This window comes from Flavobacterium sp. B167r, from assembly GCF_056824315.1.
On sequence record NZ_CP124859.1, the window covers coordinates 3,097,449 to 3,122,976 of the forward strand.

Genomic DNA, 25,528 nt, shown 5'->3' on the forward strand with positions numbered 1-25,528 from the left:
AATGTTTCGAACTTGAGCCTTCAAATTGTTTTAATACAGTATTATCGGTTCTAGTTAAATCTAAATGCATCGATTGTGCAGCCAGTTTAACTCTAGCATCATAAGAAAAGCGATTATTTAATTGCCTGCTGATTCTGAAACTCTTCGATGGTTAAGTTTCCGAGTGCAGAATGTCTTCTGCAGGTGTTGTAAAAATTCTCGATATAATCGGTTATTGATTTTTCTGCTTTCTCTTTAGTCTTATATTTATTTTGGTATACCAGTTCTACCTTTAATGTCTTGAAGAAGCTTTCTGCTACCGCGTTATCATAGCAGTTTCCCTTTCGGCTCATGCTTTGGGTTATTTTATTTGTGGCTAATAAAGCAATAAATTCACGGCAGGCATATTGCTTTCCTTGGTCTGAGTGAAAGAGTAGTTCCTGATTGTTCTGCAATGGACGATTTAAAAGAGCTTTCGTTAAAGAGGTGATGCTGGTATCTTTTGCTCTCATTGTTTCGCTGATTGACCAGCCGATCACTTTACGGTCAAAAAGGTCTATCACCACAGTGAGATAGATCCAGCCTTCATCTGTTTCGATGTAGGTTATATCAGAAACCCAGATTTCGTTTCTTCTGGCTGCCTTAAAAATCTGTTCTAATCTGTTTTCTGCTGATCTGTTATTACGGTGTGGGCTTGTAGTCTTTTTATATTTAGATTTTGCAATGCTTCTCAGATGGTTTTCCTTCATAATCTGCCCGACAAATTTTCTGGAAACTTTTATCCCGATGGAATCTAATTCTTTAGCAATTCTAGGGCTTCCGTATCGGCATTGGCTCCAGTGGTAAATTCTTATAATTTCTTTTATTATATGGGCTTTCCGTACAGACTTTGCAGTGGGTGTTCTTTTCCTCCATCGGAAGAAACTGCTTTTGTGGATCTGAAAAATCCGGCACATCTTCTCGACAGGAAATATTTCAGCATTTTCTCTGATGAATTCATATTTCACCCGCCGCTCTTGGAGAAGATATTTTGAGCCTTTTTTAGGATATCCCTTTCAATTTCTAATTCTTTTATCTGTTTCCGAAGCTTCTGCAGCTCATTTTTATGGGATATTTCAGCTGAAGTTTTCTTTATGGTAAATCTGCCTTCTTGGTAAAGCTTCTTCCAGTGCTGAAGGGTACTTGTACTGATGTTGAGTTCTCTTGCCACGTCACAGACTCTTCCGCAGTGGATGCTCATGGAAGCGGCCAGAATCTTAAAGCTTAAAGTAAAGGTTCTCCTCGTATTTTTCATGCTGTTAAAATTTGCAGGAATAAAATTAGCTTCCTATCAGAAATTTTAGGCAATATATCCTCATTTTTTACTGCTTCAGATAAACACTGCCTAAGCTTTTAGTCGCAAATAAGGTGTCAACTCCACGCCGGAAAGTGCACCGATTCTGCACCTATAATTTTGTGAGGATTTATAAATATTGAAAATAGGCTTTAAACGAAAAAAACCTGCAAATCGTTGAATTTGCAGGTCTTCAGACATTTTTTGTGGCTTTTTGAAAAGATTGAAAACTTTAAGTTTTCCGCCTTTTCGGCCTTTCCGTGGGGAGAGCAGTATTGAAACCTACGAGGATCAATTTAACCTATTAAAAATATTATTATGGCCTTGCTTGGAATGATGCATTCTTTCTATTTCATCAATATTTTCGGCGCTGATAGAGCATAATGAATATAACGGTAAGATTTAAGAAGAGATAAAAAAAATGGGAGTTCCAGTTTCCTTTTTAATGATCAGGGAGAATTACTTTCTTATTAAAAAACTTAGTTTTATTAAGAAACTATTCCTGCTATAATGAAGTTTAAAATGATTAACTTTCAGAATGGAAATATGTTGTTTTGTAAAATAAAATAACAGGTTTGTACCATATTTGTACCACGACGTTGTGAAGTACTGATATACTTGGAATGTTATTTTTGAAGAAGTAAAATAATTTACTCTTTATTGAATATAAAAACCGAGTCAGAAATGGCTCGGTTTTTTTTATGCCTATAATTTAAAAAATGCATTGCATTGTGTCTTCTTATACGATTTCCACAAACTGATAATTGTCATTTCCTGTTCGGATTCTTTTTCGTAATATTACTATTGTAAATTTTCATGAATGAGAAAGATTAAATACAAGAAAGGACGCAAACTCCAACACATTACTTTAGAGTACACTGGCACGCATAAAGATCACGAAACAGAAATGCAGCTTTTTGTATATAATGATGCCGATGTTGTCGAATACGATAAGTTTACAGTCTTAGCTTTAAATTCTTGTTTTGATTATACTAAAAACAATTGGCTCAATATTCATGGGCTTAATGATATCAATCTTATTAAAACCATCGGCTCACATTTTAAATTAGATGATTTTCTTCTTGCCGATATTTTAAACACCACAAAAAGAACCAAACTAGAAGAACAGCAAGATGTTTTGTTCTTTAATATAAAATCACTTCTTCCTTCTGAATATTCAGATAATATTAGCGTCGAACAATTAAGTTTTATTTTGAAAGATGGAATCTTAATTTCTTTTCAAGAAAAACGAAGCGACTTCTTTACGCACATTCGTGAGCGTTTGCGTACGCATGCAGGAATTGTTAGAACCAAAAAGGTAGATTATCTCTTGTATCTGCTTTTAGACGCTGTAATTGAAAATTTCTATATCACGCTGGAAAATGAAGAAGATAAAATCGAAGACTTAATCAATTTGACTAAAAAAGATGCTAAACCAGTTATTTTAGAGAAAATAGAAAATCATCGTGATAATTTAAATTTTCTAAAACGTTCCATTGTTCCGCTTCGAGATTCTCTTTATTATCTGAAAACGAAAAAAGATGACGACGATGACAATGGATTAATTCAGAAAGAAACATTCAACTACTTTATCAGATTGCATCAAAAGAGTTTAGAGCTTTTAGAACAGATAGAATCTGATATGAGCGCACTAGAAAGCGCTTCCAACTTTTATTTTTCGGAGCAAAGCCGAAAAATGAATGAAATTATGAAAACGCTGACCATCATTTCAGCGATATTTATTCCGCTTACTTTTATTGTAGGAGTGTACGGAATGAACTTTGAAAACATGCCAGAACTCAAAATGGAAAACGGCTATTTTGTAGTCATGGGAGTAATGTTTTTATTGGTAATAGCCCTAATCATTTATTTTAAAAAACGACGTTGGTTTTAACGTTTGTTTTGTTTTAAAAGAATGTGATTTTATATAAATTTGTTATTTAGAATAAATATAAATAATTATGAGTAAAGCAATATATATAGCCACTAGCGACCATAACAGTGGTAAATCAATTATCACGCTCGGTTTGATGAGTATCTTGATTGGTAAAACAGCCAAAGTAGGGTATTTTAGACCTATAATTGAAGATTTTGTTGATGGCGAAGTAGACAATCATATCGAGACTGTTTTGTCGTATTTCAACCTTGATATTCAATTTAAAGATGCTTATGCCATTACAAAAAGCCAATTGATCAAGAAAAAGAATAAAGGAAAAATAGGAGAGGTTCTCGACTTAATTATTGAAAAATATAAAAAGCTCGAAGAACGTTTCGATTTCGTTTTGGTTGAAGGAACAAGCTTTACCGGAGAAGGAACTTCAATCGAATTGGATTTGAACGTTTTAATCGCTAAAAACCTTGGTATTCCAACTATAATTGTTGGTTCTGGAGTTGGTAAAACCTTAGAAGAGCTTTTAGACAGTTTATATTTGGTTTACGATTCTTTCAAAATTAAAGAAGTTGAAGTTTTGTCAGTTTTTGCTAATAAAGTTCAGCCAGAAAATATTGAATTAGTTACCACTAGTTTGCAAAAGAGTTTGCCATCAAATGTTTTGATAAATACAATTCCGCTTATTTCAAGTTTGAATAATCCGACGATGCAAGAAATTGTACACGAATTGAATGCTAAAGTTCTTTTCGGTGAAAATTATCTGAATAACGAAATTGGACATTACAGCGTTGGAGCGATGCAATTGCATAATTATCTAGTTCATTTGCATGACAATGCTTTAGTAATTACTCCAGGAGACCGTTCGGATATTATTTTAGGAGCTTTACAAGCTAATGAATCCGCTAATTACCCAACTATTTCAGGAATTATCCTGACCGGAAATATTGTTCCGGAAGAAAGTATTTTGAAGCTTATTGAAGGACTTTCTCCAATTGTGCCAATTATTGCTGTTGATGGCGGAACGTATCATATTACGAATAAAATTGGTTCGATAAAATCGGAGATTTACGCGAACAATACACATAAAATAGAAACATCGATTAATACTTTTGAAAAATATGTTGAAATCGAAGCACTATCGCAAAGAGTAATCACTTTTGTAGCTGAAGGTATGACGCCAAAAATGTTTCAATACAACATGGTTAAAAGAGCGAAACAGCACAGAAAACATATTGTGCTGCCAGAAGGAAATGATGACAGAATTATTGCCGCAGCATCAAGATTGCTAGATATGGATGTGGTTGATATTTCTATTATTGGAGATAAAAAACAAATTGAAAGTAAAGCTGCCGAACTTGGACTTACTTTTGATTTTTCTAAAGTAAACATCATCAATCCGATTGAATCTGAAATGTATGAGGATTATGCGAATACGTATTATGAGCTTAGAAAAGCGAAAAACGTAAGTATCACAATGGCAAGAGATTTAATGGAAGATGTTTCGTATTTCGGAACTATGATGGTCTACAAAGGCCACGCAGACGGAATGGTTTCTGGCGCAGCGCATACCACTCAGCATACAATTTTGCCAGCATTGCAATTCATTAAAACAAAACCAAATTCGTCGGTAGTATCTTCTGTATTTTTCATGTGTTTAGAGGACAGAGTTTCTGTTTTTGGAGATTGTGCCATTAATCCAAATCCAACGGCTGAACAATTGGCAGAAATTGCAATTTCTTCTGCAGAATCAAGTTTAGCTTTCGGTATCGAGCCAAAAATTGCGATGCTTTCTTATTCTTCTGGATCATCAGGAAAAGGAGATGAGGTTGATAAAGTAAGAGCAGCTACGGCAATTGTAAAAGAGAAAAGGCCAGATTTAAAAATCGAAGGACCAATTCAGTACGATGCGGCGGTTGACTTAAGCGTAGGAAAAAGCAAAATGCCAGATTCTGAAGTGGCAGGGCAAGCAAGCGTATTGATTTTCCCTGATTTGAATACCGGAAATAACACGTACAAAGCCGTTCAAAGAGAAACTGGAGCTTTGGCAATCGGACCAATGTTGCAAGGTTTAAACAAACCTGTCAACGACTTAAGCCGCGGCTGTACAGTTGATGATATTATTAATACAGTCGTAATTACAGCGATTCAAGCACAGGGAATGTAAATTCAATTAAAAATTTAGAATTAAAAAATGGTGATTGTGAGTAGAAAAAAACTCAGCACCTTAGAAACTTAGCATCTTAGCACCTTATAAATAAAATGAAAATACTAATTATAAACTCAGGAAGTTCTTCAATAAAATATCAATTAATGGTAATGCCAGAAAACGAAGTAATTTGTTCTGGAATGATTGATAGAATTGGTTTAGAAACTTCAAATATTACTTTTAAAACGGCAACAGCTTCTCGCGAAGAAACACTTCCTATCCCGAATCATAAAGTAGGCTTGCAGAAAGTAGCGAATATGCTTTTAGATGCTGAAAAAGGAGTAATTAAATCAACTTCGGAGATTACGGCTGTTGGACATCGCGTGGTACATGGCGGAAGCGATTTTAGCGCTACAGTAAAAATTGATGATAAAGTAAAAGAAAAAATCAAACAGCTTTTTGAATTAGCTCCTTTGCATAATCCAGCAAATTTAGAAGGAATTAATGTGGCAGAAGAAATTTTCAGTTCAGCAGAACAAATTGCTGTTTTTGATACTGCTTTTCATCAGACAATGCCTGAAGTAGCTTATAAATATGCTATTCCAAATTATCTTTTAACTGAGAACAAAGTTCGTGTTTACGGTTTTCACGGAACGAGCCATAAATATGTTTCTGAAAAAGCAATTGATTATTTAAAAGACAATTCAAAAATAATTACAATTCACTTAGGAAACGGCTGCAGTATGGCCGCAATTAAAGACGGAAAATGTATTGATACTTCAATGGGATTTTCGCCTTCAAATGGTTTAATTATGGGAACGCGTGCTGGAGATATTGACCAGTCTGTTGTTTTTTATATGATTAAAAACTTAGGATATACTCCAGATGAAGTAAACGCAGTTTTACTAAAACAAAGTGGTATGCTTGGGCTTACGGGTTACAGTGATTTGCGAGATATTGAATCAGAGGCAGAAAAAGGCAACAAAGATTGCCAACTGGCCTTGCAAATGAATGCTTATAGAATTAGAAAAACAATTGGTGCTTACGCCGCAGCCTTAAACGGATTGAATGCGATTGTTTTTACTGCCGGAATTGGAGAGAATTCTTCGTTTATGCGTAATTTAATTTGCACTAATATGGATTATTTTGGAATCGAAATTGATGCAGAAAAAAATCAAATTCGTTCAAAAGAATTGAGAGAAATCAATAAAGCAACTTCTATCGTAAAAGTTTTGGTTATTCCAACGGATGAAGAATATGAAATTGCCAATCAGGTTTATCAGTTATTAGAAAATTAATAATGATGGAATTCGGAAGGAAAATAGCTGAATTAGAAAAAAATCTTGAAGGTTATTCGAAAAAAAACGAGTTAGATAAAAGTTATTTAATAAAATTTCCAGAAGAATTACAATTAGTTTTTGATTATAAAATTTTTGGAAATAATTTACTAGCAGTTCCTGCAAAACTAATAAATGAACACGATGATGAGGAATTCGAAAAACCGTTTAAATTTCTAGAGTCTTTAAGTGAAATTGAAGTCTTCGAAAGTGAATTTAGATCTGAAATTCCAGATAATTTTATTCAGATAGGCAGTTTTTATGACTCAACAGAAATTGTACTTTTAAATATGTCAAAAAAGACAGTTCATGTTTTTCATGTTTCTGATATTGTTGATAGTGATTGGTTAAATTACAAATTGACTAATAAAATATGCGATTTGAATACATTTTTAAATAATGTACAGCTTCAAACGGTTTGCTGTTTAATGAATCCTAAAAATTATTCGGAGTACGATATTTTTGAAATTAGGAATGGTACAGATTTAATAAGCGAAAATGAGAATATTGAATTTTCAAATTCTGAAAGTGTATGGATGGAGTATATTAAACGTATCAAATTATCCTTAAAACAAGGATTTAAGATACATTATGCACCCCAAAAAGTATTAAATGAATTAGAAAAAGAAACTTAGTAAGAAAAATATCTAAAAAGAGAAGAGTTCCTTAAATAGGAGCTCTTCTCTTTTTAGTAAATTAAATATTTGTGAGTATCTTTGGATTTAAAAACGAATATCTTGAAATCGATACTTTTTAAATCAGTTTTCTTCTTTTTTATCGCTTTACAGCTTCAAGCACAAGAATTACTTCCATTTGTCGAAAATTACAGCAAATCAGATTATCAGGGTGATAATCAGATCTGGAATGTAGCGCAAGGAAATGATAATGCGATGTATTTTGCCAATAATCATTATTTGCTTCGTTACGATGGCGTAAAATGGGAAAAATATACACTACCAAACAAAACCATCATTAGATCTATTCTGATTGAAGGCGATAAAATCTATTCTGGTTCCTACAAAGAATTTGGCTATTGGTATAGAAAAGACGGAACGATGAAGTACGTTTCTATTACCAAAAACCTTAGATTATTTGACGAGAAGGACAACGAAGAAATCTGGAAAATATTCAGATTTAACGGTTCGCTTTATTTTCAATCTTTTAATGATGTTTTTATTTATAACGGAAAAACGATTAAGAAAATTAAATTTCCATTTCTTATTTCGTATTGTTTTGGCGTAGATAAAGATTTATATGTTGCTTCTGTTAGGGATGGAATTTATAAAATGAATGGCAAACATATTGCGAATCCTAAAGGATGGAATGTTTTGAAAAATACCGTTGTTCACGCGATAGAAAAATATAAAAACCAGACTTATATCTTCACTCAGAAAAAAGGTGTTTTTATTGTAGAAAAAAATGGATTGAGAAGTTGGGATAATCCAATAAATGAAATTTTAAAATCGGCTACAATTAATGTGGCGAAATTTGTCAAAAACGAAAAATTAATTTTTGGAACTGGAAATCGCGGTATTTTCATTTTAGATTTAAAAACCAATTCATTCAAAAATATTGAACGCGATAATGTTCTCATGAATAATTCGGTTCTAAGTTTAGGATTGGATAAAGAAAATGATTTATGGGTTGGTTTGGATAATGGAATCGCACATGTTGAGGTTAATTCTCCTATTTCTTTCTTTTACGATAATTCTGGACTTTTAGGATCGGTATATGCGGTTGCTTCAATTAATAAAGGTTATTTGATCGCTTCAAATCACGGTATTTTTGAATACAGCGCCGGAAAATTTAATATGATGCCAAATACGCAAGGGCAGGGCTGGAATATTTCTCTAATTGACGGAAAATATATTATTGGTCATAATGATGGCACTTTTTCATATGAAAATAATACTTTGACTAAAATAAATGGTGTCAGCGGAGGTTGGAATATGTCTAAAAGCAGCATTAATGACACTTATTTTCAATCGACTTATAGTGGCATTTTGGTTTATGATGATCCTTCAAATATGTCGCATTATAAAATCATAAAAGAACTTGCAAAGCCTATAAAATATGTAGCTCAAAATAAGAAAAATGAAATTTGGGCTGCCGATAATTACCGTGGTTTGTATCGTGTTTTGCTAGATGATAATTACAATACGCTAAAAGTTGAAAATGTTACGCAGCAAAGTAAAATTCAAAATGATTTTGGAATAAAGATTTTTGAGTTTCGAAAAGAAATACTTTTTCTAATTAATAATACTTGGTATACCTACAATTCTATATCGGGTAAATTGGAAGAAAATGAATTGTTTAATACAAATTTCAAAAATGTTACCGATGTCGTTTCTATAGATGAAGATCATTTTATGGTTTTGCAAAACGGAATCTTGTATCATATTTATGCGCAAGGCAGTAAGTTTGTCTGGAATATTATTCAAGAGAAATATTATAAAGGAAAATTGATTAATGAGAATCTTAGAATTTTCAAAAAAGACAATTATTATTTGTTCAATCTAGATGACGGATTTGTTTCGCTTAAACTTCAATACGAAAACAAGCAAAATTCTGGAGTAAAAATTGAAGCGTTTAGTAATGATGTTCAAGTTCCGATTGATGAGAAAATTAAATTTAATACAGAATTAAGAATTAATGTCATTTCTGGAATTTACGGAGCAAGCAGACCAAATCTATTTTACAAACTCGATAAAGAAAAAGAGTTTTTTCCAATTTCAGACGGATTGATTGTTTTGAATAATTTAAGCAGCGGTTATCATTCGGTAGAAATATTCAAACATGATGGAGCAACTTACGACAAAGTTTCATTTTATAAATTTAAAGTAGCCGAGCCTTGGTATTTTTCTTTTTGGATGATTCTGCTTTATCTTCTTGTTGTCGGTGCTGTTTTATTTTTCTATTATAAATGGAATAAACTTCGCTATATGCAAAAATTAAAATTGCAAGGCGAAGAACTGAAACACCAGAGAGAAATTCTTGAGATGGAATTGAAGAAAGAGAATGAACTTAATATTCAAGAATACGAAAAACACATCTTAGAATTAGAATTGCAAGCCAAATCTTCGGAAGTAGCTGGGAAATCTTTATCAATTGCAAAGCAAACAGAAATGATTGATAAGATTCAAGGCATTTTAGAAACGGAAAAAGATTTCGGTAAACTGAAAAACGAAATTAGAAAAGCAATTAAGATTAATGAAGTAAATAAACACGAATGGGAAACTTTTGAAACCAATTTGAATCAGATTCATAACGAGTTTATTATTAATCTTTCTAAGAAATATCCACAATTGACTCCAAAGGATATAAAGCTGTGTGTTTATCTTAAAATGAATCTTTCTTCTAAAGAAATTGCTCCTATGATGAATATCTCTTTTAGAGGCGTAGAACTGCATAGATATCGTCTCAGAAAGAAGCTAAACCTTACTCAGGAAGAAAACCTGTCAAAGTTTTTATTAAGTCTGTAAGATTTGGTTTTATTTTTTACAGAATTTATATTTTTCAATATCATTTTTTATATAATTATGATACATCATTACTACATCATAACGATATGTTAAAGAAATTTTGTTAACATTTATATTGTTGAAAATCAATGATATAATGTTGAAAATTAACATAATGATGTAGTTATGTTGTAGTGGTATTTGATGTACTACAACGTTGTAATTGCTTAATTTGGCTCTACTAACTTAAACGATTACGTACTGTATGAAAAATTTTATTTTTAGCTTTTTAGCTCTCTTGCTACTGCCTACATATATGATGGGGCAAGCGCAAGCAATCAAAGGAAAAGTGGTTGACAGCAGCGGAATGGGAGTTCCCGGAGCAATCATTAGTGCTTCAGAATCTAGAACATCTGCTGATGCTGACTTTGATGGTAATTTTACCATAAATGTAAAAGCTGGAGAAATTTTAAAAGTCTCTATGCTTGGTTTCGATTCTATTTCTGTACCTGCAACGGCAGGAATGACAATTACATTAAAAGAAGCGGGTGACACTGCTTTAAAAGAAGTGGTTGTTATTGGTTATGGTACCAGAAAGAAAATAGACAATACTTCGGCAATTACTTCATTAAAAGCGGAAGATGTTACTAAAACAAAAGTATTAAATGCTTCTCAGGCCATTCAAGGTAAAGCTGCCGGTGTACAAGTAACTTCTTCAGATGCTCCAGGTAGTACGCCTTCTGTAGTTATTAGAGGTTTGGGTACTGCATTAGGAGGAAGAAGTCCTTTATATATTGTTGATGGTATGCCAACAGAAAATATCAACAATATTAATACAAATGATATTACTTCTTATGAAATTCTGAAAGATGCTTCTTCATTAGCAATCTACGGAACAAGAGCTGCAAACGGGGTTATCATTATTACTACTAAAAAAGGTAAAGGTGACAGAGTTTCTGTAGAGATCGAAAGTTTTGGTGGTGTTAGAACACCGCTTAAGAAAGTTAAAATGGCAGATGCTAATCAATACGCAAGCTATACTAATGCTTCTTTAGGAACAGATAGATTTTCTACAAATCAACCAGTTAACACAAATTGGCTTGATGAAATTACAAGAACTGGTACTTATACTCAAAACAATATTTCTATCTCTGGTGCTTCAGAGAATGTTAAATACTTCTTTAGTGCAGGTAACTATCAAGAGCAAGCTATTCTTAATGGCTTAAACTATAGCCGTACAAATTTTAGAAATAATAATGAATTTAAGCTTTCTAAAAAAATCACTTTAAATCAGAACTTTAGCTTTACATCAGCTAATTCTACTCCAAAACCATTAAGTGCTTTTACAAATGCATACAAGCAATCACCAATTGTTCCAGTACGTTTTTCAAATGGAAAATATGGTGTGCCTTTTGCAGACGCTACTGGAGTTGCGAGTCCAACAGGTTCTTCATTTAATAATGTTGGAAATCCAGTATCACAATTAGATTTCTACAATGAGCAACAAAGAAGCATCACACTTCAAGGAGGTTTGAAATTAGATTATGAAATCTTAGAAGGTTTAAAATTCACTTCACAATTTAATGGTGAATATTATACTTGGAAACAATATAATTTTGAAGACACTAGAAATGTTTGGTTAGCAGCAAACCCAACTCGTGTTGAGTCAGGTTATAATTCTTCAGATCCTATTAATTTATTGACAAGAGGAAGAGAGCAGTATTTTAACTGGAACTTGTCTAACTACTTGACTTACAATAAAGTTTTTGCAAATATTCATGATGTTGAGTTAACAGCGGGTATTGAAACTTCTGTAAAAGGTCCTAGAGAAAAATTAGCAATTGTTAGAAAAAATGTAAGTCCAGATTCTAATTATTGGTCTCTATACAATTCAACAGATGCTAAAGGTGTAGATTATGTTGGTACGGTAACTAGTTTACAAGATATTGTATTCAACGAAAGCAAATTAGCTTCTTACTTTGGACGTGTACAATATAAATTATTGGACAGATACTTAGTAACTGGTACTATTAGACGTGACGGATCATCAAATTTTGCTAAAGATTACCGTTGGGGAACTTTCCCATCTGTTGGTCTTGGATGGATTATGACGAAAGAAAGCTTCTTAACAGATATTAAAGGAGTTGATTTGATTAAATTGAGAGGAAGCTGGGGTAAATTAGGTAATCAAAATGTACCATTAAATAATCAAGGATATGCTTCTGGTCTTAATAGTTACTTAGGAGGTTCAATCTTAAATGAAGGTACAAGTATAACTTCTCAAATTGACCCTACTTTAACTTGGGAAATCACAGAAGAAACGTCTGTAGGTTTAGATTTCGAATTCTTAGATAGCAGATTAAAAGGATCTTTCGATGTTTATGATAAAAACACTGATAATGTTATTTTAAATATTAAACCTTATCCAACTTCGGGTATTACTGTTGCTACGCCATCTCATGTTGGAGAAGTATCAAACAAAGGATATGAAATTGCTTTACGTTGGGATGATAAAATCACTGACGATTTAAGCTACTGGGTTGGAGGTAACTACTCTCACAACAAAAACGAACTTACAAGTTTAAAAAATGTTTCATTATCTCAAGTTATTGGAGGTAATTTAGGGAATGGTCAAGACACTAAATTGTTGTACAACAATTCAATTGGCCAACCATTAGGTAGTTTCTATCTTTATCAATATGCAGGTGTAGATCCAGCAAACGGAAACATGCTTTATTATAATGCTTCTGGTGATAAAGTAACTCAAGACGCTTTATCTGCAACAGCTGATAAAAAATATGTTGGTTCAATTTTACCAACATCTAACTATGGAGTTTCTTTAGGATTGGTTTACAAAAGCATCGATTTCTCAGTTGACGGATACGGAACTGGTGGAGCAAAAGTTTACAATGGTAAAAAAGCACAACGTTTTGGAGGTGAAAACATTGAAGCTTCTATGACAAATAATTATTGGACTCCAACAAATACAACTTCATCAAATCCAAGACCATTTAATACTGTTCCTGTTGCATCTACTTATTACATGGAATCTGCAGATTTCTTTAGAATCAACAACATTACTATAGGATATAAACTTCCTATTCCTGAAGGTCAATTTGTTAGTGCTTGCAGAATTTATTTTAATGCAATTAACCCTTTTATCACACAGAAGTATTCTGGTTTCTCTCCTGAGTTAAACGGAGATGGTAATCCATACGGAACACAAGGTGTTGAATTGGACGCTTATCCAACATTAAGATCATTTGTAATTGGTGCTAATTTAAAATTTTAATATTATGAAAAAGATATATATATCAATCTTCGTATTATCTGCGTTTACTTTTACAGGATGTGCTGATGATTACCTAGATGTTAAACAAACAGAAACTGTTTCTGTAGATGATATCGAATTGTTTAACAATGACAGTGGAGCAAAAACATTTGTTACCTCTATTTACAGCAAATTTTTAGACTGGGATATGAGTTCATTCGGATGGATTGGATTAGCTAGCATTACATCTGATGATGCTGACAAAGGTTCAACTCCAAGTGATACGGGTACAGATAAAGATGTTCTAGATGCATTAACTTATAACGCATCAAACCCGTCTGCTGAGAGTACATTTAATGCAAATTATGATGGAATCAACAGATGTAATCAAGCATTAGCAATTCTTCCTAAATTGGATAAAGCTGATCCAGCATTGGTAGCAAGATTAATAGGAGAAGCAAAATTCTTGAGAGCTTTCATGTATTTTACTTTAGTTAAATGTTATGGAGGTGTGCCAATTGTAGATCACGTTTCTAGTATTCCATTATCTCCAGAGGATAAAACAATGCAATTAACTCGTAAAACTACGGCTGAGGTATATGCTTTTATTGAAAAAGATTTAGCAGATGCTATCCAAGCTTTGCCAAATAGAACTGCATATGCAGATTCTGAGAAAGCAAGAGCATCAAAAGGTGCTGCGTACGCTTTATTGGCAAAAGTAAGTTTATATCAAAAAAATTGGCAGAAAGTAATAGACAATTGTGATCTTATTACAGGATATGGTCTTGCTCCAGATTATGCTAAAATGTTTAGACTTGAAGGAGAAAACGATATTGAGTCTATTTTTGAAATAAACGGAAACGGTGCAGTTCCAGCACGTGGTATTCAAGGATATTCAAACACTCAAGGTGTGCGTGATTCTTGGGGATGGGGCTTTAACCAGCCTTCTCAAAGTTTGGTAGACGCATACGAAACAGGAGATGTTAGAAAAGATGCAACCATTATTTTTAGAGGAACAACTTTATATGATGGTACTGTAGTTCCAACAGTAGAATTAGAAGAAGGACAAACAGATCCTAATCCAAGATATAACTTTAAAGCATATTCTTCTGCCTTTACTAATGCATGGGAAACAGATGCAAATATTAAATATTTAAGATACGGTGAAGTTCTATTAATGAAAGCTGAAGCTTTAAATGAATTAAGCAGAACTTCTGAAGCAATCACTTTACTTAACCAAATCAGGCACAGAGCAAAATTAGGTGATACTCCAGCTTCAAGTCAAGCAGAAGTTAGAACTGCTATCTGGAAAGAAAGAAGAGTAGAGTTAGCATTTGAGTTCGACAGATTCTTTGATTTAGTAAGAACTGGACAGGCAAAAGATGCTTTTGCAGCAGACAAAAGTATTTATTTCCCTAACGGAAGAGTGTTTACAGAAGGTAAAAACGAAGTATTCCCAATTCCAGCTTCATTTATTTTACAAGCAGAAGGTTTAAGTTCTCAAAACCCTGGTTATAATTAATATCATTTATATATCACTTCCTTCAGTTTCTGGAGGAAGTGATTATTTTATTAAAATCTTAAATTTTTATAATGATTAGAATTTCAGTTTTATTTTTAGCTTTTACTTTCTTTAGCTGTGGATCTAAGTCTGAAAAGCCAAAAGAAAATGCACAGGAAAATACTTCTGGCGTTGCTGCATTAACAGATGAGCAGCTTTTAGATGCTGTTCAAAAACAAACTTTTAAATATTTCTGGGATTACGCAGAACCGAATTCTGGATTAGCTAGAGAACGTTATCATCCAGACGGAGTTTATCCTGAAAACGATTCAAATATCGTAACCACAGGAGGTTCAGGTTTCGGATTAATGGCGCTTGTTTCAGGAATGTCACAAGGTTATATTACAAAAGACCAAGGGGTAGAGAGACTTAACAAAATTGCGGATTTTTTAGGCAAAGCAGATCGTTTTCACGGAGCATGGTCACATTGGATTGACGGAAATACAGGAAAAGTAAAGCCTTTTGGAACCAAGGATAACGGAGGAGATTTAGTCGAAACCTCATTTTTGGTTGCAGGAATGATTACCGTTCGTGAATATCTTAAAGATGGTTCTGAAAAAGAAAAAGCAGTTGCTCAAAAATTTGATGCGCTTTGGAAAGGTGTTGAATGGCAGTGGTATACAAACAATAAAAATGTTTTATACTGGCACTGGTCGCCAAATTATGCTTGGCAAATGAATTTTCCGCTACAAGGATATAATGAATGCCTTATCACTTACATAATGGCTGCATCTTCGCCAACACATGCAATCGATGCGAAAGCATATCACGAAGGTTGGGCGAGAAGTGGTGGAATAGTTTCTTCAAAAACAAAATACAATATCCCGCTTATTTTGAAGCATAATGGTGCAGAAGAATTTGGAGGTCCGTTATTCTGGGCGCATTATTCTTATGTAGGTTTAGATCCAAACCAGTTGAGCGATAAATATGCAAATTATTGGGATTTAAACGTAAATCAAACCAAAATCAACTACCAATATTGTGTTGAAAATCCAAATAAAAATGGAGGTTATGGCCCTGAATATTGGGGATTAACAGCTTCATATTCAAGAAATCCTGATGGTTCAATTGGCTATAACGCACATATGCCAAGCAATGATCAAGGTGTGATTTCTCCAACTGCGGCAATTAGTTCAATTGTATATACGCCAAAAGAATCAATGGCTTTTATTCGCAATTTATATGAAAATCATAAAGAAGAAACTTGGGGAGATGCAGGTTTTTATGATGCTTTAAGTTTAGGAAACAAATGGGTTGCAAAACGTTATTTGGCAATTGACCAAGGTCCAGAAGTTGTAATGATTGAAAATCACAGAACAGGATTATTATGGAAATTGTTTATGAACGCTCCAGAGGTAAAACAAGGTTTAACAAAACTTGGATTTAAATCTGGGAAATACGGAATTTAAGATTCGATGAAAAATACATTAGCATTTATATTGATGTTAGTTTCTACTGTTGTTTTTGGGCAGAGTGAAACAACCGGAAAAATTAATACAGTTATAATGTCTAAATACGAACTGGGATATGTTTTGCATCGTCCAGCGAATATTAAAGAGAAAAAGCCATTGATTGTTTTTATTTCTGGAGATGGAGAAAAAGGAACTGATCTGGAAAAAGTAAAAATAAATGGTCCTTTAAAATATTTAAAAAACCACCAATTAGACGCTTATGTTTTGGCTCCGCAATGCAAGGAAGATGAAAATTGGGATATAGAATCGATTTACCAGCTGATTGTAAAAATTCAGAAAGAAAACAAAATTGATTCAGATAGAATATATGTTACTGGTTTGAGCTCAGGAGGTTGGGCTTCATGGAATTTGGCTTTTTCACATCCGGATCTATTTGCAGCAAACGTACCTGTCGCTGGCTTTGTAGATTTAATTCAGTTAGAACACGCTTGTGAAATAGCCAACATTCCAACCAGAATTTTTCACGGATTACAGGATAACGTGGTAAACGTGAATTATGCGATTACAATTTATAATGAATTGAAAAAATGCAATGCAAAAGATGTAAAGCTGACCATTTTTGATGATGCAAATCATGACAGCTGGACAAGAGTTTATGATAACAAAGAGATCTACGATTGGATGTTTCAGCAAAGAAAAACGAATACAAACAAATAAATAGAATAGAATGAAATCGCTTTGATTCAAATAAAAAACTAAACAAAGAAAAGCGATTCCATGTTCCGATTAAAAACAAATATTAAATACACATGAAAAACAAATTAGTCTTACTTTTTTTAGGATGTGCTGTTTTGGGTTATGCTCAAAAGAAGACGCCTAAAAATACAGTGAAAATTAAACCAAAGTCTGAATTTGTGGCGGAGTTGATGTCAAAAATGACTTTAGACGAGAAATTGGGTCAGTTAAACTTGCCTACATCTGGTGATATTACCACAGGGCAAGGAAATAGCTCAAATGTGGCAAAAAATATTGCTGAAGGAAAAGTGGGTGGTTTGTTCAACATTAAATCAGTTCAAAAAATTAAAGAAGTACAGAAAATTGCGGTTGAAAAAAGCCGTTTAAAAATTCCGTTGCTTTTTGGTATGGACGTAATTCACGGTTACGAAACTACATTCCCAATTCCGTTAGGATTGTCTTGTACTTGGGATATGGGCTTAATCGAAAGAAGTGCTCAAATCGCTGCTAAAGAGGCAAGTGCAGACGGAATCAACTGGACATTCTCTCCAATGGTTGACGTTTCTCGCGACCCAAGATGGGGAAGAGTTTCTGAAGGTTCAGGAGAAGATCCATACTTAGGAAGCCAAATTGCAAAAGCAATGGTAAACGGTTACCAACAGCACGATCTTTCTAAAAATAACTCAATCTTAGCTTGCGTTAAACACTTTGCTCTATATGGAGCTCCAGAAGCGGGTCGTGATTACAACACGGTAGATATGAGCCACATCAGAATGTTTAACGATTATTTTCCTCCTTACAAAGCGGCTGTTGATGCTGGTGTAGGTTCGGTTATGGCTTCTTTCAATGAAGTTGACGGAATTCCTGCAACTGGAAATAAATGGTTAATGACAGATGTTTTAAGAAAACAATGGGGTTTCAAAGGATTTGTAGTAACAGATTACACTGGAATTCCTGAAATGATTCCACACGGAATGGGAGATCTTCAAGACGTTTCTGCTTTAGCTTTAAACGCTGGTGTTGAAATGGATATGGTTGGAGAAGGTTTCTTAGGAACTTTGAAAAAATCTTTGGATGAAGGAAAAGTAAAAATCGAAACAATCGATAATGCGGTTAAATTAATTTTAGAAGCAAAATACGATTTAGGATTATTCCAAGATCCATACAAATACTGTGATGAAAAAAGAGCTAAAACAGAGATTTTCACAGTAGATAGCAGAAAAGAAGCGCGTTCAATTGCAGCTCAATCTTTAGTTTTATTAAAAAACCAAAATCAGCTTTTGCCTCTTAAAAAATCTGGAACTATTGGTTTAATCGGACCATTAGCAGATGCTAAAGAAAACATGCCAGGAACTTGGAGTGTGGCTACAAAAATGGAAAATGCTGTTTCATTATTGAAAGGTATTCAAGAAGTTGCTGGAGCAGGAACTAAAGTTCTTTATGCTAAAGGAAGCAACTTAGATTACGATGAAACTTTTGAAACTAACGCGACAATGTTTGGAAAAACATTACACCGTGATGCACGTTCAAAAGAAGATTTATTAGCAGAAGCTTTAAAAGTAGCAGAACAATCAGATGTAATTGTTGCGGCTTTAGGAGAATCTGCTGAAATGAGCGGAGAGTCTAGCAGCCGTACAAACTTGGAAATTCCACAAGCGCAAAAAGATTTATTAAACGCTTTATTGAAAACAGGAAAACCAGTTGTTGTTGTTTTATTTGACGGACGTCCGTTAGTAATTACTGAAGAAGAAAAAACAGTTCCTGCAATCTTAAACGCTTGGTTCGCTGGAACAGAAGCTGGTTACGCTATTGCTGATGTTTTATTTGGAGATGTAAATCCTTCTGGAAAATTAACTTCAACTTTTCCAAGAAGCGTTGGGCAATTGCCAATTTACTACGCACACAAAAATACAGGAAGACCGCTTTCTAATACAGAAGGTAAATTCGAAAAATTCAGATCAAATTATATTGACGAAAGAAACGAGCCTTTATTCCCATTCGGATTTGGTTTAAGCTACACAACTTTTGATTATTCAAACATCAAAATTTCTTCTGATAAAATGAATGCATCTGGAAAATTGAAAGTAACTGTTGATGTAACAAACACTGGAAATTTTGACGGAAAAGAAACCGTTCAATTATACATTAGAGATTTAGTTGGTTCAGTAACAAGACCAGTTAGAGAATTGAAAGGTTTCCAAAAAATAACACTTAAAAAAGGTGAAAAACAAACCGTAAGTTTTGACATTACTGTTGAAGATTTAAAATTTTATAACTCTGATTTACAATTCGTAGCAGAGCCTGGGCAGTTTGATATTTTCATTGGAGGAAATTCAAACGCCGATAAGAAAGTTAGTTTTGAGTTAACTAAATAGTTGGTTTATTTGATTAGTGAAAAGCCCTTCGTTTGGAGGGCTTTTTTTCTAAGAATGAAAGACCCTTTTGTAATTTTTTAACTACGATTATATGAATACTTTTAAAATATTTAGTGCAATTTGTCTAATTGCTTTTTCGTCTAGCTATGCGCAAAAAAATGCAATTGTAGCACATCGTGGAGCTTGGAAAAAGAATAATCTGCCAGAAAACTCAATTGCAGCTTTAAGGCATGCAATCGATTTAAAATTACCTGGTTCAGAGTTTGATGTTTGGAGAACTGCGGATGATTCGCTTGTAATCAATCATGATGCGCATTACAACAAACTGCTTATCGAAGAAACGAATTATGCAGATTTAATAAAGTTCAAATTATCTAACGGAGAAAAACTTCCAACCCTTCATGAATACATTTCAGAAGGAATGCGAAATAATAAACACACACTTTTGGTTTGCGAAATCAAACCGTCAGAAATAAGTAAAGAAAGAGGACAAAAAACTGGTGTAGCAACCGTCGAAACCATTAAAAAATTAAAAGCCGATAAAAATACCTGCTACATCAGTTTTGATTATGATATTCTAAAGAAAATCAGAGCAATAGATTCTAAAACTTCTTTACAATATCTTGAAGGAAATAAATCTCCAAAAGAATTAAAGGCTGATAAAATTAACGGAGTCGATTATCATTATTCTGTTTTTCAAAAGCATCCAGAATGGATTCAAGAAGCAAAGGATAACAAAATTATTCTAAATGCTTGGACGATTAATGATGCAAAAGATATGGATTGGATTATTGAACACAAATTCAATTACATCACCACAAACGAACCCGAACTTCTGAAAGAAAGATTACAGGTAAAAAAATAATTCTTTCGACTTTACAAACTTAAAATCTCACCATGAAGAATATATTTAAACAATTTAAGCCAATTGTATTACTTTCGATGCTTGTTGGAACCAGTCTTTCGGCACAAAATTTTGGTAAAACAGAATGGTTTGACCCGAGCAAGCCAGCAACAACCTATTGTAATCCGATTAATATTGGATACAATTATACAACACACAATCATAACGGAATTCCAGAATCACGCCGTTCAAGTGCAGATCCGGTAATTATTACTTATAAAGGCGAATATTATTTATTTGCAACCAATCAAGCAGGTTTTTTTTGGAGCAAAGACATGTCAGATTGGAATTTTGTTTATGGAAGTTTCCAAAGACAGCCAGGCGACGATGATCAGTGCGCTCCAGCCGCTTGGATTGTAAATGACACTCTATTTTACGTTGGTTCAACTTGGAAAAGAGATCATCCAATCTGGAAAACAGCAGATCCAAAATCAGGAAGGTGGACACGTCATGTAAACAAAGCAATGCTGCCAACTTGGGATCCAGCGATTTTTCAAGATGACGACAAAAAAGTCTATATGTATTACGGTTCTAGCGGAAAATTACCTTTAGTTGGCGTTGAGGTTGATTATAAAACTTGGCTTCCAAAAGGAAATCAGGCAGATTATGCGACTTTATACAAAGCAACTGAAGTTGAAGATATTCAAAAGCCTTACGGACAAATCAAAGAAGTTGCAATTCTAGATCCTTCAGCTCACGGATGGGAACGTTTTGGGCCAAATAATGATATGGAACCTGCACCTTGGGGAAATTTCATTGAAGGCGCTTGGATGACCAAACACAACGGAAAATATTATATGCAATACGGAGCACCTGCAACCGAATTTAAAGGTTATGCAAACGGTGTACATGTTGGAGATAATCCGTTAGGACCGTTTACGTATCAAAAACACAATCCTATGTCTTATAAACCAGGCGGATTTGTAATTGGTGCTGGACACGGAAATACGTTTGCAGACAATTACGGAAATTATTGGAATACGGGAACGTGTAAAATATCTATTAAAGATCGTTTTGAACGTCGTATAGATATGTTTCCTGCTGGATTTGATAAAGATGATGTAATGTATTCTATTACTGCTTACGGAGATTTTCCAATCGTTTTGCCTACAAGTCAGCGCGATCAGACAAAAGGAGCTTCTTCTGGATGGATGTTGCTTTCATATAAAAAGCCTGTAACAGTTTCTTCTTCTGAAGAATGTATGGAAGTAGAAACGCACAGAATGGACAACGGAGGAAAAAAAGTGTATGAAAAATTCTGTTATGGACCTGAAAATCTTACAGATGAAAACATTCAAACCTATTGGTCTGCAAAGACTAATAATCCTGGAGAATGGCTTCAAATGGATTTAGGAAGACAAATGGAAATCAATGCGCTTCAAATCAACTATGCAGATCATAAAGCAACTCAGTTTAATAAAGCAATGGATATTTATTATCAGTATAAAATCTTCATGTCTGATGATGCTCGAAACTGGACTTTGGTTGTAGATAAATCTAAAAACGATAAAGATGCGCCTCACGATTATGTAGAATTGACAAAATCGATTAAAGCGCGTTACATTAAAATGGAAAACATTCATAATGCATCTGGTTTATTTGCTGTTTCAGATTTCAGAGTTTTCGGAAACGGATTGGCAGCAAAACCAAAAGCTTTAGCTTCTTTCAAAGTAGACAGAAACAAAGCGGATTCTAGAAACGCAATGATTTCTTGGAAAAAACAAGCTGATGCAATTGGTTATAACATTTATTACGGAATTGAACCTGATAAATTGTATAACAGCATTATGGTTTACGGCGATAATACGTATGATTTCAGAGGTCTAGATAAAGGGACGAAATATTATTTCACAATCGAGCCTTTTAATGAAAACGGAATCGGAACAAAAAATAAGATTATTGAAGTAAAATAATTTTTATTTATAAAATCTGTAAAAGCTCCAATTGCAAATTGAATAATTTGCAATTGGAGCTTTTTTTTGAGAAAAGGTTGAGAAAAAAGCCTCAGAAATGTCAATTATTTTGTTCCTTTGTGAATGTGCCAAAAGCACTATAAACACCAAAATTACTATCAAAACTATGAAAAAAACAATTCTTTTAACTGCATTAGTTTTAAGCGGATTGACATCTTTTGCTCAAACAAATGATGAAAAAAACATCAAATTATTTTACAAAAAAGCCTTAACTGAGTCAAAATGCTACACTTGGTTGGAATATTTGTCTAACGATATCGGAGCTCGATTGTCTGGATCTAAAGGTGCAGAACAAGCAGTTGACTACACTAAAAGACAATTAGAAAGTTTAGGGCTTGATAAAGTTTATTTACAAGAAGTTATGGTTCCTCACTGGGTTAGAGGTGAAAAAGAAACAGCTTATATTCTTGATGGAAAAGTAAAAACGAATGTGCCAATTTGTGCATTAGGTGGTTCTGTAGCAACAGCAAAAACAGGCCTTACAGCAGAAATTATCGAAGTTCAAGGAATTAAAGAATTAGCTGAATTAGGAGCAGATAAAGTAAAAGGAAAAATTGTTTTCTACAACCGACCAATGAATCCTGAAAACATTGAAACTTTTACTTCTTATGGAGCTTGTGTTGACCAAAGATATGCAGGAGCAAAAGAAGCGGCAAAATTAGGAGCAGTAGGAACAATTGTACGTTCTATGAACTTACGTCTAGACGATTTTCCTCATACAGGAACTCAAAGTTACGGAGACTTGCCAAAAGAACAATATATTCCAACAGCTGCAATTAGTACAAATGGCGCTGAATTGTTAAGCAAAACTTTAAAAAGAAATCCAGCTTTGAAATTTTATTTCAAACAATCTTGCGAGACTTTACCAGATGCATTGTCTTATAACGTAATTGGTGAATTGACAGGAAGTGTGTCTCCAGAAAACATTATGGTTGTTGGCGGACACTTAGATTCTTGGGATTTAGCAGACGGTTCTCACGATGATGGAGCAGGAGTAGTGCAAAGTATGGAGGTAATTCGTATTTTGAAAAACTTAAACTACAAGCCAAAAAATACAATTCGTGTAGTATTGTTTATGAACGAAGAAAATGGCGGAAAAGGTGGTGCTAAGTATGAAGAAGTTTCAAAACAAAATAAAGAAAACCACATTTTTGCTTTAGAAAGTGATTCAGGAGGATTTTCTCCAAGAGGATTTTCAATTGAAGCGGATGATGCTAACTTGAAAAAAATTCAAGGTTACAAAGATCTTTTCGAGCCTTATTTAGTGCACAGTTTTACAATTGGTCACGCAGGTTCAGATATTAGCCATTTGACTTCGCAAGCTATCGTAAAAGCAGGTTTGAAACCAGATTCTCAACGTTATTTCGATTATCACCACGCAGCAAACGATAAATTTGATGCAATCAATAAAAGAGAATTAGAACTTGGTGCAGCGACAATGACTACATTAATGTATTTATTAGACCAAAACGGAATCGAAATTAAAAAAGCGAATTAAGATTCAAATTATAAAAACTAAAAAGCCATAAGTTTTACTTGTGGCTTTTTTTATGTCAAGATTTCATCACAATTAAATAATAAAAAAAGATGATTGGAATGTTAGAAAGCAAGATTAAAATCTTCAATCCAATATCTTTTCGCTGTTGCGGAAGATGTACAAAACGATCGGTCAAATGTACAAACATGATTGAATTGACGGCAATTCCGGCTAAAGCAAAAGGCCACGCAATAACCAAAACCATTGGATTTCCATTTGAAATAATATAAAGAACAAATAGAAGCGTACTGATTATAAATGTCCCAATAGCTAATTCTGTAGATTGTTTTTCTTCTGAAGGATTATGAATTGTTTTCATGATTTTTAAATTTTAAAAGTTTGCTGAATAGTTTGAATTGGCATAAAAAGCATTTTCGAAAAATCGAGATAATGAAAGGTGTTTGCTTTTTTTCCTTTTTTATATTGTTGAAGGAAATAGCTCATTCGTTTCGGGTAAAAAATAGTTCCTGTTAGTATCACCATAAACAAATACAAGCTTTTCTTTCCATTTCCGAATAAATAATACTGCATTCCGATTTCTTCATAAACAGAAATTCCAGTACCAGTCAGAACGTGAATAATATCGTGATCTTCGAGTTTCTCCTGAATATCAAAATGGTTTTTGTAAAGAAAACTTCCTAAACCAAATCCTAAACTTTCTTCTGGATAATCCATTAAAATGCTTTTATCAATATTCCAAGGTTCATTTTTCTTAAAATATTTTTGATATGGTTTTTTTGAACATTCATACAGTTTTTCAATTAAATAGTCTCTCATAGGTTAGTTTTAAAAAGTTCTTTGAATTTCAAAGTAAATTGATAAATAAAAAAGCTAGAAACAATAAAGTAATCTAGCTTTTTAAAATATTAGTAAGTGTCTACAACAGTTTTCAAAATATTAGAATCGGCAATGTCAGAAGGAGCAACGACTTTTTCTTCTAGCGGAATATCATTGCCATAACGCTCTTTCAGTATTTTTTGAACTCTCGAATCTTTCAAATTAAAATCTTTCAATTCTTTAAGTTGAGATAATTCAATTCCAGCCGCATTTTTATAAATCTTCCAAATCAATTCAGAACAATAAATTCTGTTATCCGTCCATTCAAAATAAGCGTCATATTCTTTACCATCAAATTGCTGACTGTAATCTTTCATTTTTTGTAAAACTTCTGGCTTTAAAACGCTATCGTCTTTTAATCGTTTAACCACATATTTACTATCTCTTCCATGTTTGATCCAATCTTCTAACGGAGTAAGTTTTACAGGCTGAACAGCTTCAAAAACAAACCATTTTCCGTTGATATCATAAATAATTCCACAATGAGAAAACTTCGAATTTGTCGCAATACGAACCGCTTCACATTGTTTAGATTCAGAAGTCTGAAAAATAAGATCTCCATCCTTATACTTGCTTGCACTTGCAACTGTTTTTTCTTCTTTGGTTCCTGTAAACGGATTGTTAGGAAAAACTTTTATTGCCACAAATAAAGCACAGCCAAAGCTTAACAAGAAAGTTATAATCGGGAATAGGTATTTTTTATTTTTCATAAAGTAAAATTTAAAGTACTTTGAGCTGCAAAGTAAATGATAAAAAAAATAGCTGCCAAATAAAAT

General features: G+C 33.4%; 18 protein-coding genes. 13 read left to right on the plus strand and 5 right to left on the minus strand.

Annotated elements, in window-relative coordinates; translation table 11 throughout:
- Nucleotides 1–113: 113 nt before the first annotated feature.
- A complete protein-coding gene (locus QLQ96_RS13895; RefSeq protein ID WP_482491211.1) occupies nucleotides 114–986 on the minus strand; it encodes an IS3 family transposase in 873 nt (290 codons plus the stop codon).
- Complete coding sequence (locus tag QLQ96_RS13900) at nucleotides 983–1,273, minus strand: transposase (RefSeq protein WP_482491212.1); 291 nt, start codon at nucleotides 1,271–1,273, stop codon at nucleotides 983–985. Before QLQ96_RS13900 ends, QLQ96_RS13895 begins: the two co-directional genes overlap by 4 nt.
- 859 nt (nucleotides 1,274–2,132) lie before the next feature.
- On the opposite strand from QLQ96_RS13900, the gene corA reads away from it, so the two are divergent.
- The 13 genes from corA (at nucleotide 2,133) to QLQ96_RS13965 (ending at nucleotide 23,876) form a co-directional block, all read left to right on the plus strand.
- On the plus strand, nucleotides 2,133–3,206 hold the full coding sequence (gene corA, locus QLQ96_RS13905) for a magnesium/cobalt transporter CorA (RefSeq protein WP_482491213.1): 1,074 nt from the start codon (nucleotides 2,133–2,135) through the stop codon (nucleotides 3,204–3,206).
- A gap of 67 nt (nucleotides 3,207–3,273) precedes the next feature.
- Nucleotides 3,274–5,367: a phosphate acetyltransferase gene (pta, locus tag QLQ96_RS13910; protein ID WP_482491214.1), complete on the plus strand. Its 2,094-nt coding sequence runs from the start codon at nucleotides 3,274–3,276 to the stop codon at nucleotides 5,365–5,367.
- A 95-nt stretch (nucleotides 5,368–5,462) separates the two neighbouring features.
- Complete coding sequence (locus QLQ96_RS13915; RefSeq protein ID WP_482491215.1) at nucleotides 5,463–6,647, plus strand: acetate/propionate family kinase; 1,185 nt, start codon at nucleotides 5,463–5,465, stop codon at nucleotides 6,645–6,647.
- A gap of 2 nt (nucleotides 6,648–6,649) precedes the next feature.
- Nucleotides 6,650–7,321, plus strand: coding sequence for a hypothetical protein (locus tag QLQ96_RS13920; protein WP_482491216.1), 672 nt, complete (start codon nucleotides 6,650–6,652; stop codon nucleotides 7,319–7,321).
- 102 nt (nucleotides 7,322–7,423) lie between these two features.
- On the plus strand, nucleotides 7,424–10,168 hold the full coding sequence (locus QLQ96_RS13925; protein ID WP_482491217.1) for a helix-turn-helix and ligand-binding sensor domain-containing protein: 2,745 nt from the start codon (nucleotides 7,424–7,426) through the stop codon (nucleotides 10,166–10,168).
- A gap of 244 nt (nucleotides 10,169–10,412) precedes the next feature.
- Nucleotides 10,413–13,439 carry a SusC/RagA family TonB-linked outer membrane protein gene (locus QLQ96_RS13930; protein WP_482491218.1) on the plus strand — a complete coding sequence of 1,009 codons (3,027 nt, stop codon included), beginning with the start codon at nucleotides 10,413–10,415 and terminating at the stop codon, nucleotides 13,437–13,439.
- A 4-nt stretch (nucleotides 13,440–13,443) separates the two neighbouring features.
- On the plus strand, nucleotides 13,444–14,940 hold the full coding sequence (locus QLQ96_RS13935; RefSeq protein WP_482491219.1) for a RagB/SusD family nutrient uptake outer membrane protein: 1,497 nt from the start codon (nucleotides 13,444–13,446) through the stop codon (nucleotides 14,938–14,940).
- A gap of 71 nt (nucleotides 14,941–15,011) precedes the next feature.
- Nucleotides 15,012–16,388: a glucoamylase family protein gene (locus QLQ96_RS13940; protein WP_482491220.1), complete on the plus strand. Its 1,377-nt coding sequence runs from the start codon at nucleotides 15,012–15,014 to the stop codon at nucleotides 16,386–16,388.
- Nucleotides 16,389–16,394: 6 nt separating this feature from the next.
- Nucleotides 16,395–17,108, plus strand: coding sequence for a carboxylesterase family protein (locus tag QLQ96_RS13945; RefSeq protein ID WP_482491221.1), 714 nt, complete (start codon nucleotides 16,395–16,397; stop codon nucleotides 17,106–17,108).
- Nucleotides 17,109–17,200: 92 nt separating this feature from the next.
- Entirely contained in the window at nucleotides 17,201–19,501 is a 2,301-nt protein-coding gene (gene bglX / locus QLQ96_RS13950) for a beta-glucosidase BglX (RefSeq protein ID WP_482491222.1), read from the plus strand.
- 91 nt (nucleotides 19,502–19,592) lie between these two features.
- Nucleotides 19,593–20,366 carry a glycerophosphodiester phosphodiesterase family protein gene (locus QLQ96_RS13955; RefSeq protein ID WP_482491223.1) on the plus strand — a complete coding sequence of 258 codons (774 nt, stop codon included), beginning with the start codon at nucleotides 19,593–19,595 and terminating at the stop codon, nucleotides 20,364–20,366.
- A gap of 32 nt (nucleotides 20,367–20,398) precedes the next feature.
- Nucleotides 20,399–22,318: a discoidin domain-containing protein gene (locus tag QLQ96_RS13960; RefSeq protein WP_482491224.1), complete on the plus strand. Its 1,920-nt coding sequence runs from the start codon at nucleotides 20,399–20,401 to the stop codon at nucleotides 22,316–22,318.
- A gap of 166 nt (nucleotides 22,319–22,484) precedes the next feature.
- On the plus strand, nucleotides 22,485–23,876 hold the full coding sequence (locus QLQ96_RS13965; RefSeq protein ID WP_482491225.1) for a M20/M25/M40 family metallo-hydrolase: 1,392 nt from the start codon (nucleotides 22,485–22,487) through the stop codon (nucleotides 23,874–23,876).
- Nucleotides 23,877–23,931: 55 nt separating this feature from the next.
- Here QLQ96_RS13965 and QLQ96_RS13970 read toward each other — a convergent pair whose 3' ends face one another.
- From QLQ96_RS13970 to QLQ96_RS13980, 3 genes are all read right to left on the minus strand, one after another.
- Complete coding sequence (locus QLQ96_RS13970) at nucleotides 23,932–24,234, minus strand: hypothetical protein (RefSeq protein WP_482491226.1); 303 nt, start codon at nucleotides 24,232–24,234, stop codon at nucleotides 23,932–23,934.
- Nucleotides 24,235–24,239: 5 nt separating this feature from the next.
- Complete coding sequence (locus tag QLQ96_RS13975) at nucleotides 24,240–24,692, minus strand: hypothetical protein (RefSeq protein ID WP_482491227.1); 453 nt, start codon at nucleotides 24,690–24,692, stop codon at nucleotides 24,240–24,242.
- 89 nt (nucleotides 24,693–24,781) lie between these two features.
- The gene (locus tag QLQ96_RS13980) at nucleotides 24,782–25,462 is read right to left on the minus strand and encodes a YiiX family permuted papain-like enzyme (protein WP_482491228.1); all 681 of its coding nucleotides are present in this window, start codon (nucleotides 25,460–25,462) and stop codon (nucleotides 24,782–24,784) included.
- Nucleotides 25,463–25,528: the final 66 nt, after the last annotated feature.

Excerpts from the sequence above, each read along its gene's own strand:
- QLQ96_RS13900 (WP_482491212.1), bottom strand. The coding sequence starts at position 1,273 with ATGAAAAATACGAGGAGAACCTTTACTTTAAGCTTTAAGATTCTGGCC.
- corA (WP_482491213.1), top strand. The coding sequence starts at position 2,133 with ATGAGAAAGATTAAATACAAGAAAGGACGCAAACTCCAACACATTACT.
- pta (WP_482491214.1), top strand. The coding sequence starts at position 3,274 with ATGAGTAAAGCAATATATATAGCCACTAGCGACCATAACAGTGGTAAA.
- QLQ96_RS13915 (WP_482491215.1), top strand. The coding sequence starts at position 5,463 with ATGAAAATACTAATTATAAACTCAGGAAGTTCTTCAATAAAATATCAA.
- QLQ96_RS13920 (WP_482491216.1), top strand. The coding sequence starts at position 6,650 with ATGATGGAATTCGGAAGGAAAATAGCTGAATTAGAAAAAAATCTTGAA.
- QLQ96_RS13930 (WP_482491218.1), top strand. The coding sequence starts at position 10,413 with ATGAAAAATTTTATTTTTAGCTTTTTAGCTCTCTTGCTACTGCCTACA.
- QLQ96_RS13935 (WP_482491219.1), top strand. The coding sequence starts at position 13,444 with ATGAAAAAGATATATATATCAATCTTCGTATTATCTGCGTTTACTTTT.
- QLQ96_RS13940 (WP_482491220.1), top strand. The coding sequence starts at position 15,012 with ATGATTAGAATTTCAGTTTTATTTTTAGCTTTTACTTTCTTTAGCTGT.
- QLQ96_RS13945 (WP_482491221.1), top strand. The coding sequence starts at position 16,395 with ATGAAAAATACATTAGCATTTATATTGATGTTAGTTTCTACTGTTGTT.
- bglX (WP_482491222.1), top strand. The coding sequence starts at position 17,201 with ATGAAAAACAAATTAGTCTTACTTTTTTTAGGATGTGCTGTTTTGGGT.
- QLQ96_RS13955 (WP_482491223.1), top strand. The coding sequence starts at position 19,593 with ATGAATACTTTTAAAATATTTAGTGCAATTTGTCTAATTGCTTTTTCG.
- QLQ96_RS13960 (WP_482491224.1), top strand. The coding sequence starts at position 20,399 with ATGAAGAATATATTTAAACAATTTAAGCCAATTGTATTACTTTCGATG.
- QLQ96_RS13965 (WP_482491225.1), top strand. The coding sequence starts at position 22,485 with ATGAAAAAAACAATTCTTTTAACTGCATTAGTTTTAAGCGGATTGACA.
- QLQ96_RS13970 (WP_482491226.1), bottom strand. The coding sequence starts at position 24,234 with ATGAAAACAATTCATAATCCTTCAGAAGAAAAACAATCTACAGAATTA.
- QLQ96_RS13975 (WP_482491227.1), bottom strand. The coding sequence starts at position 24,692 with ATGAGAGACTATTTAATTGAAAAACTGTATGAATGTTCAAAAAAACCA.
- QLQ96_RS13980 (WP_482491228.1), bottom strand. The coding sequence starts at position 25,462 with ATGAAAAATAAAAAATACCTATTCCCGATTATAACTTTCTTGTTAAGC.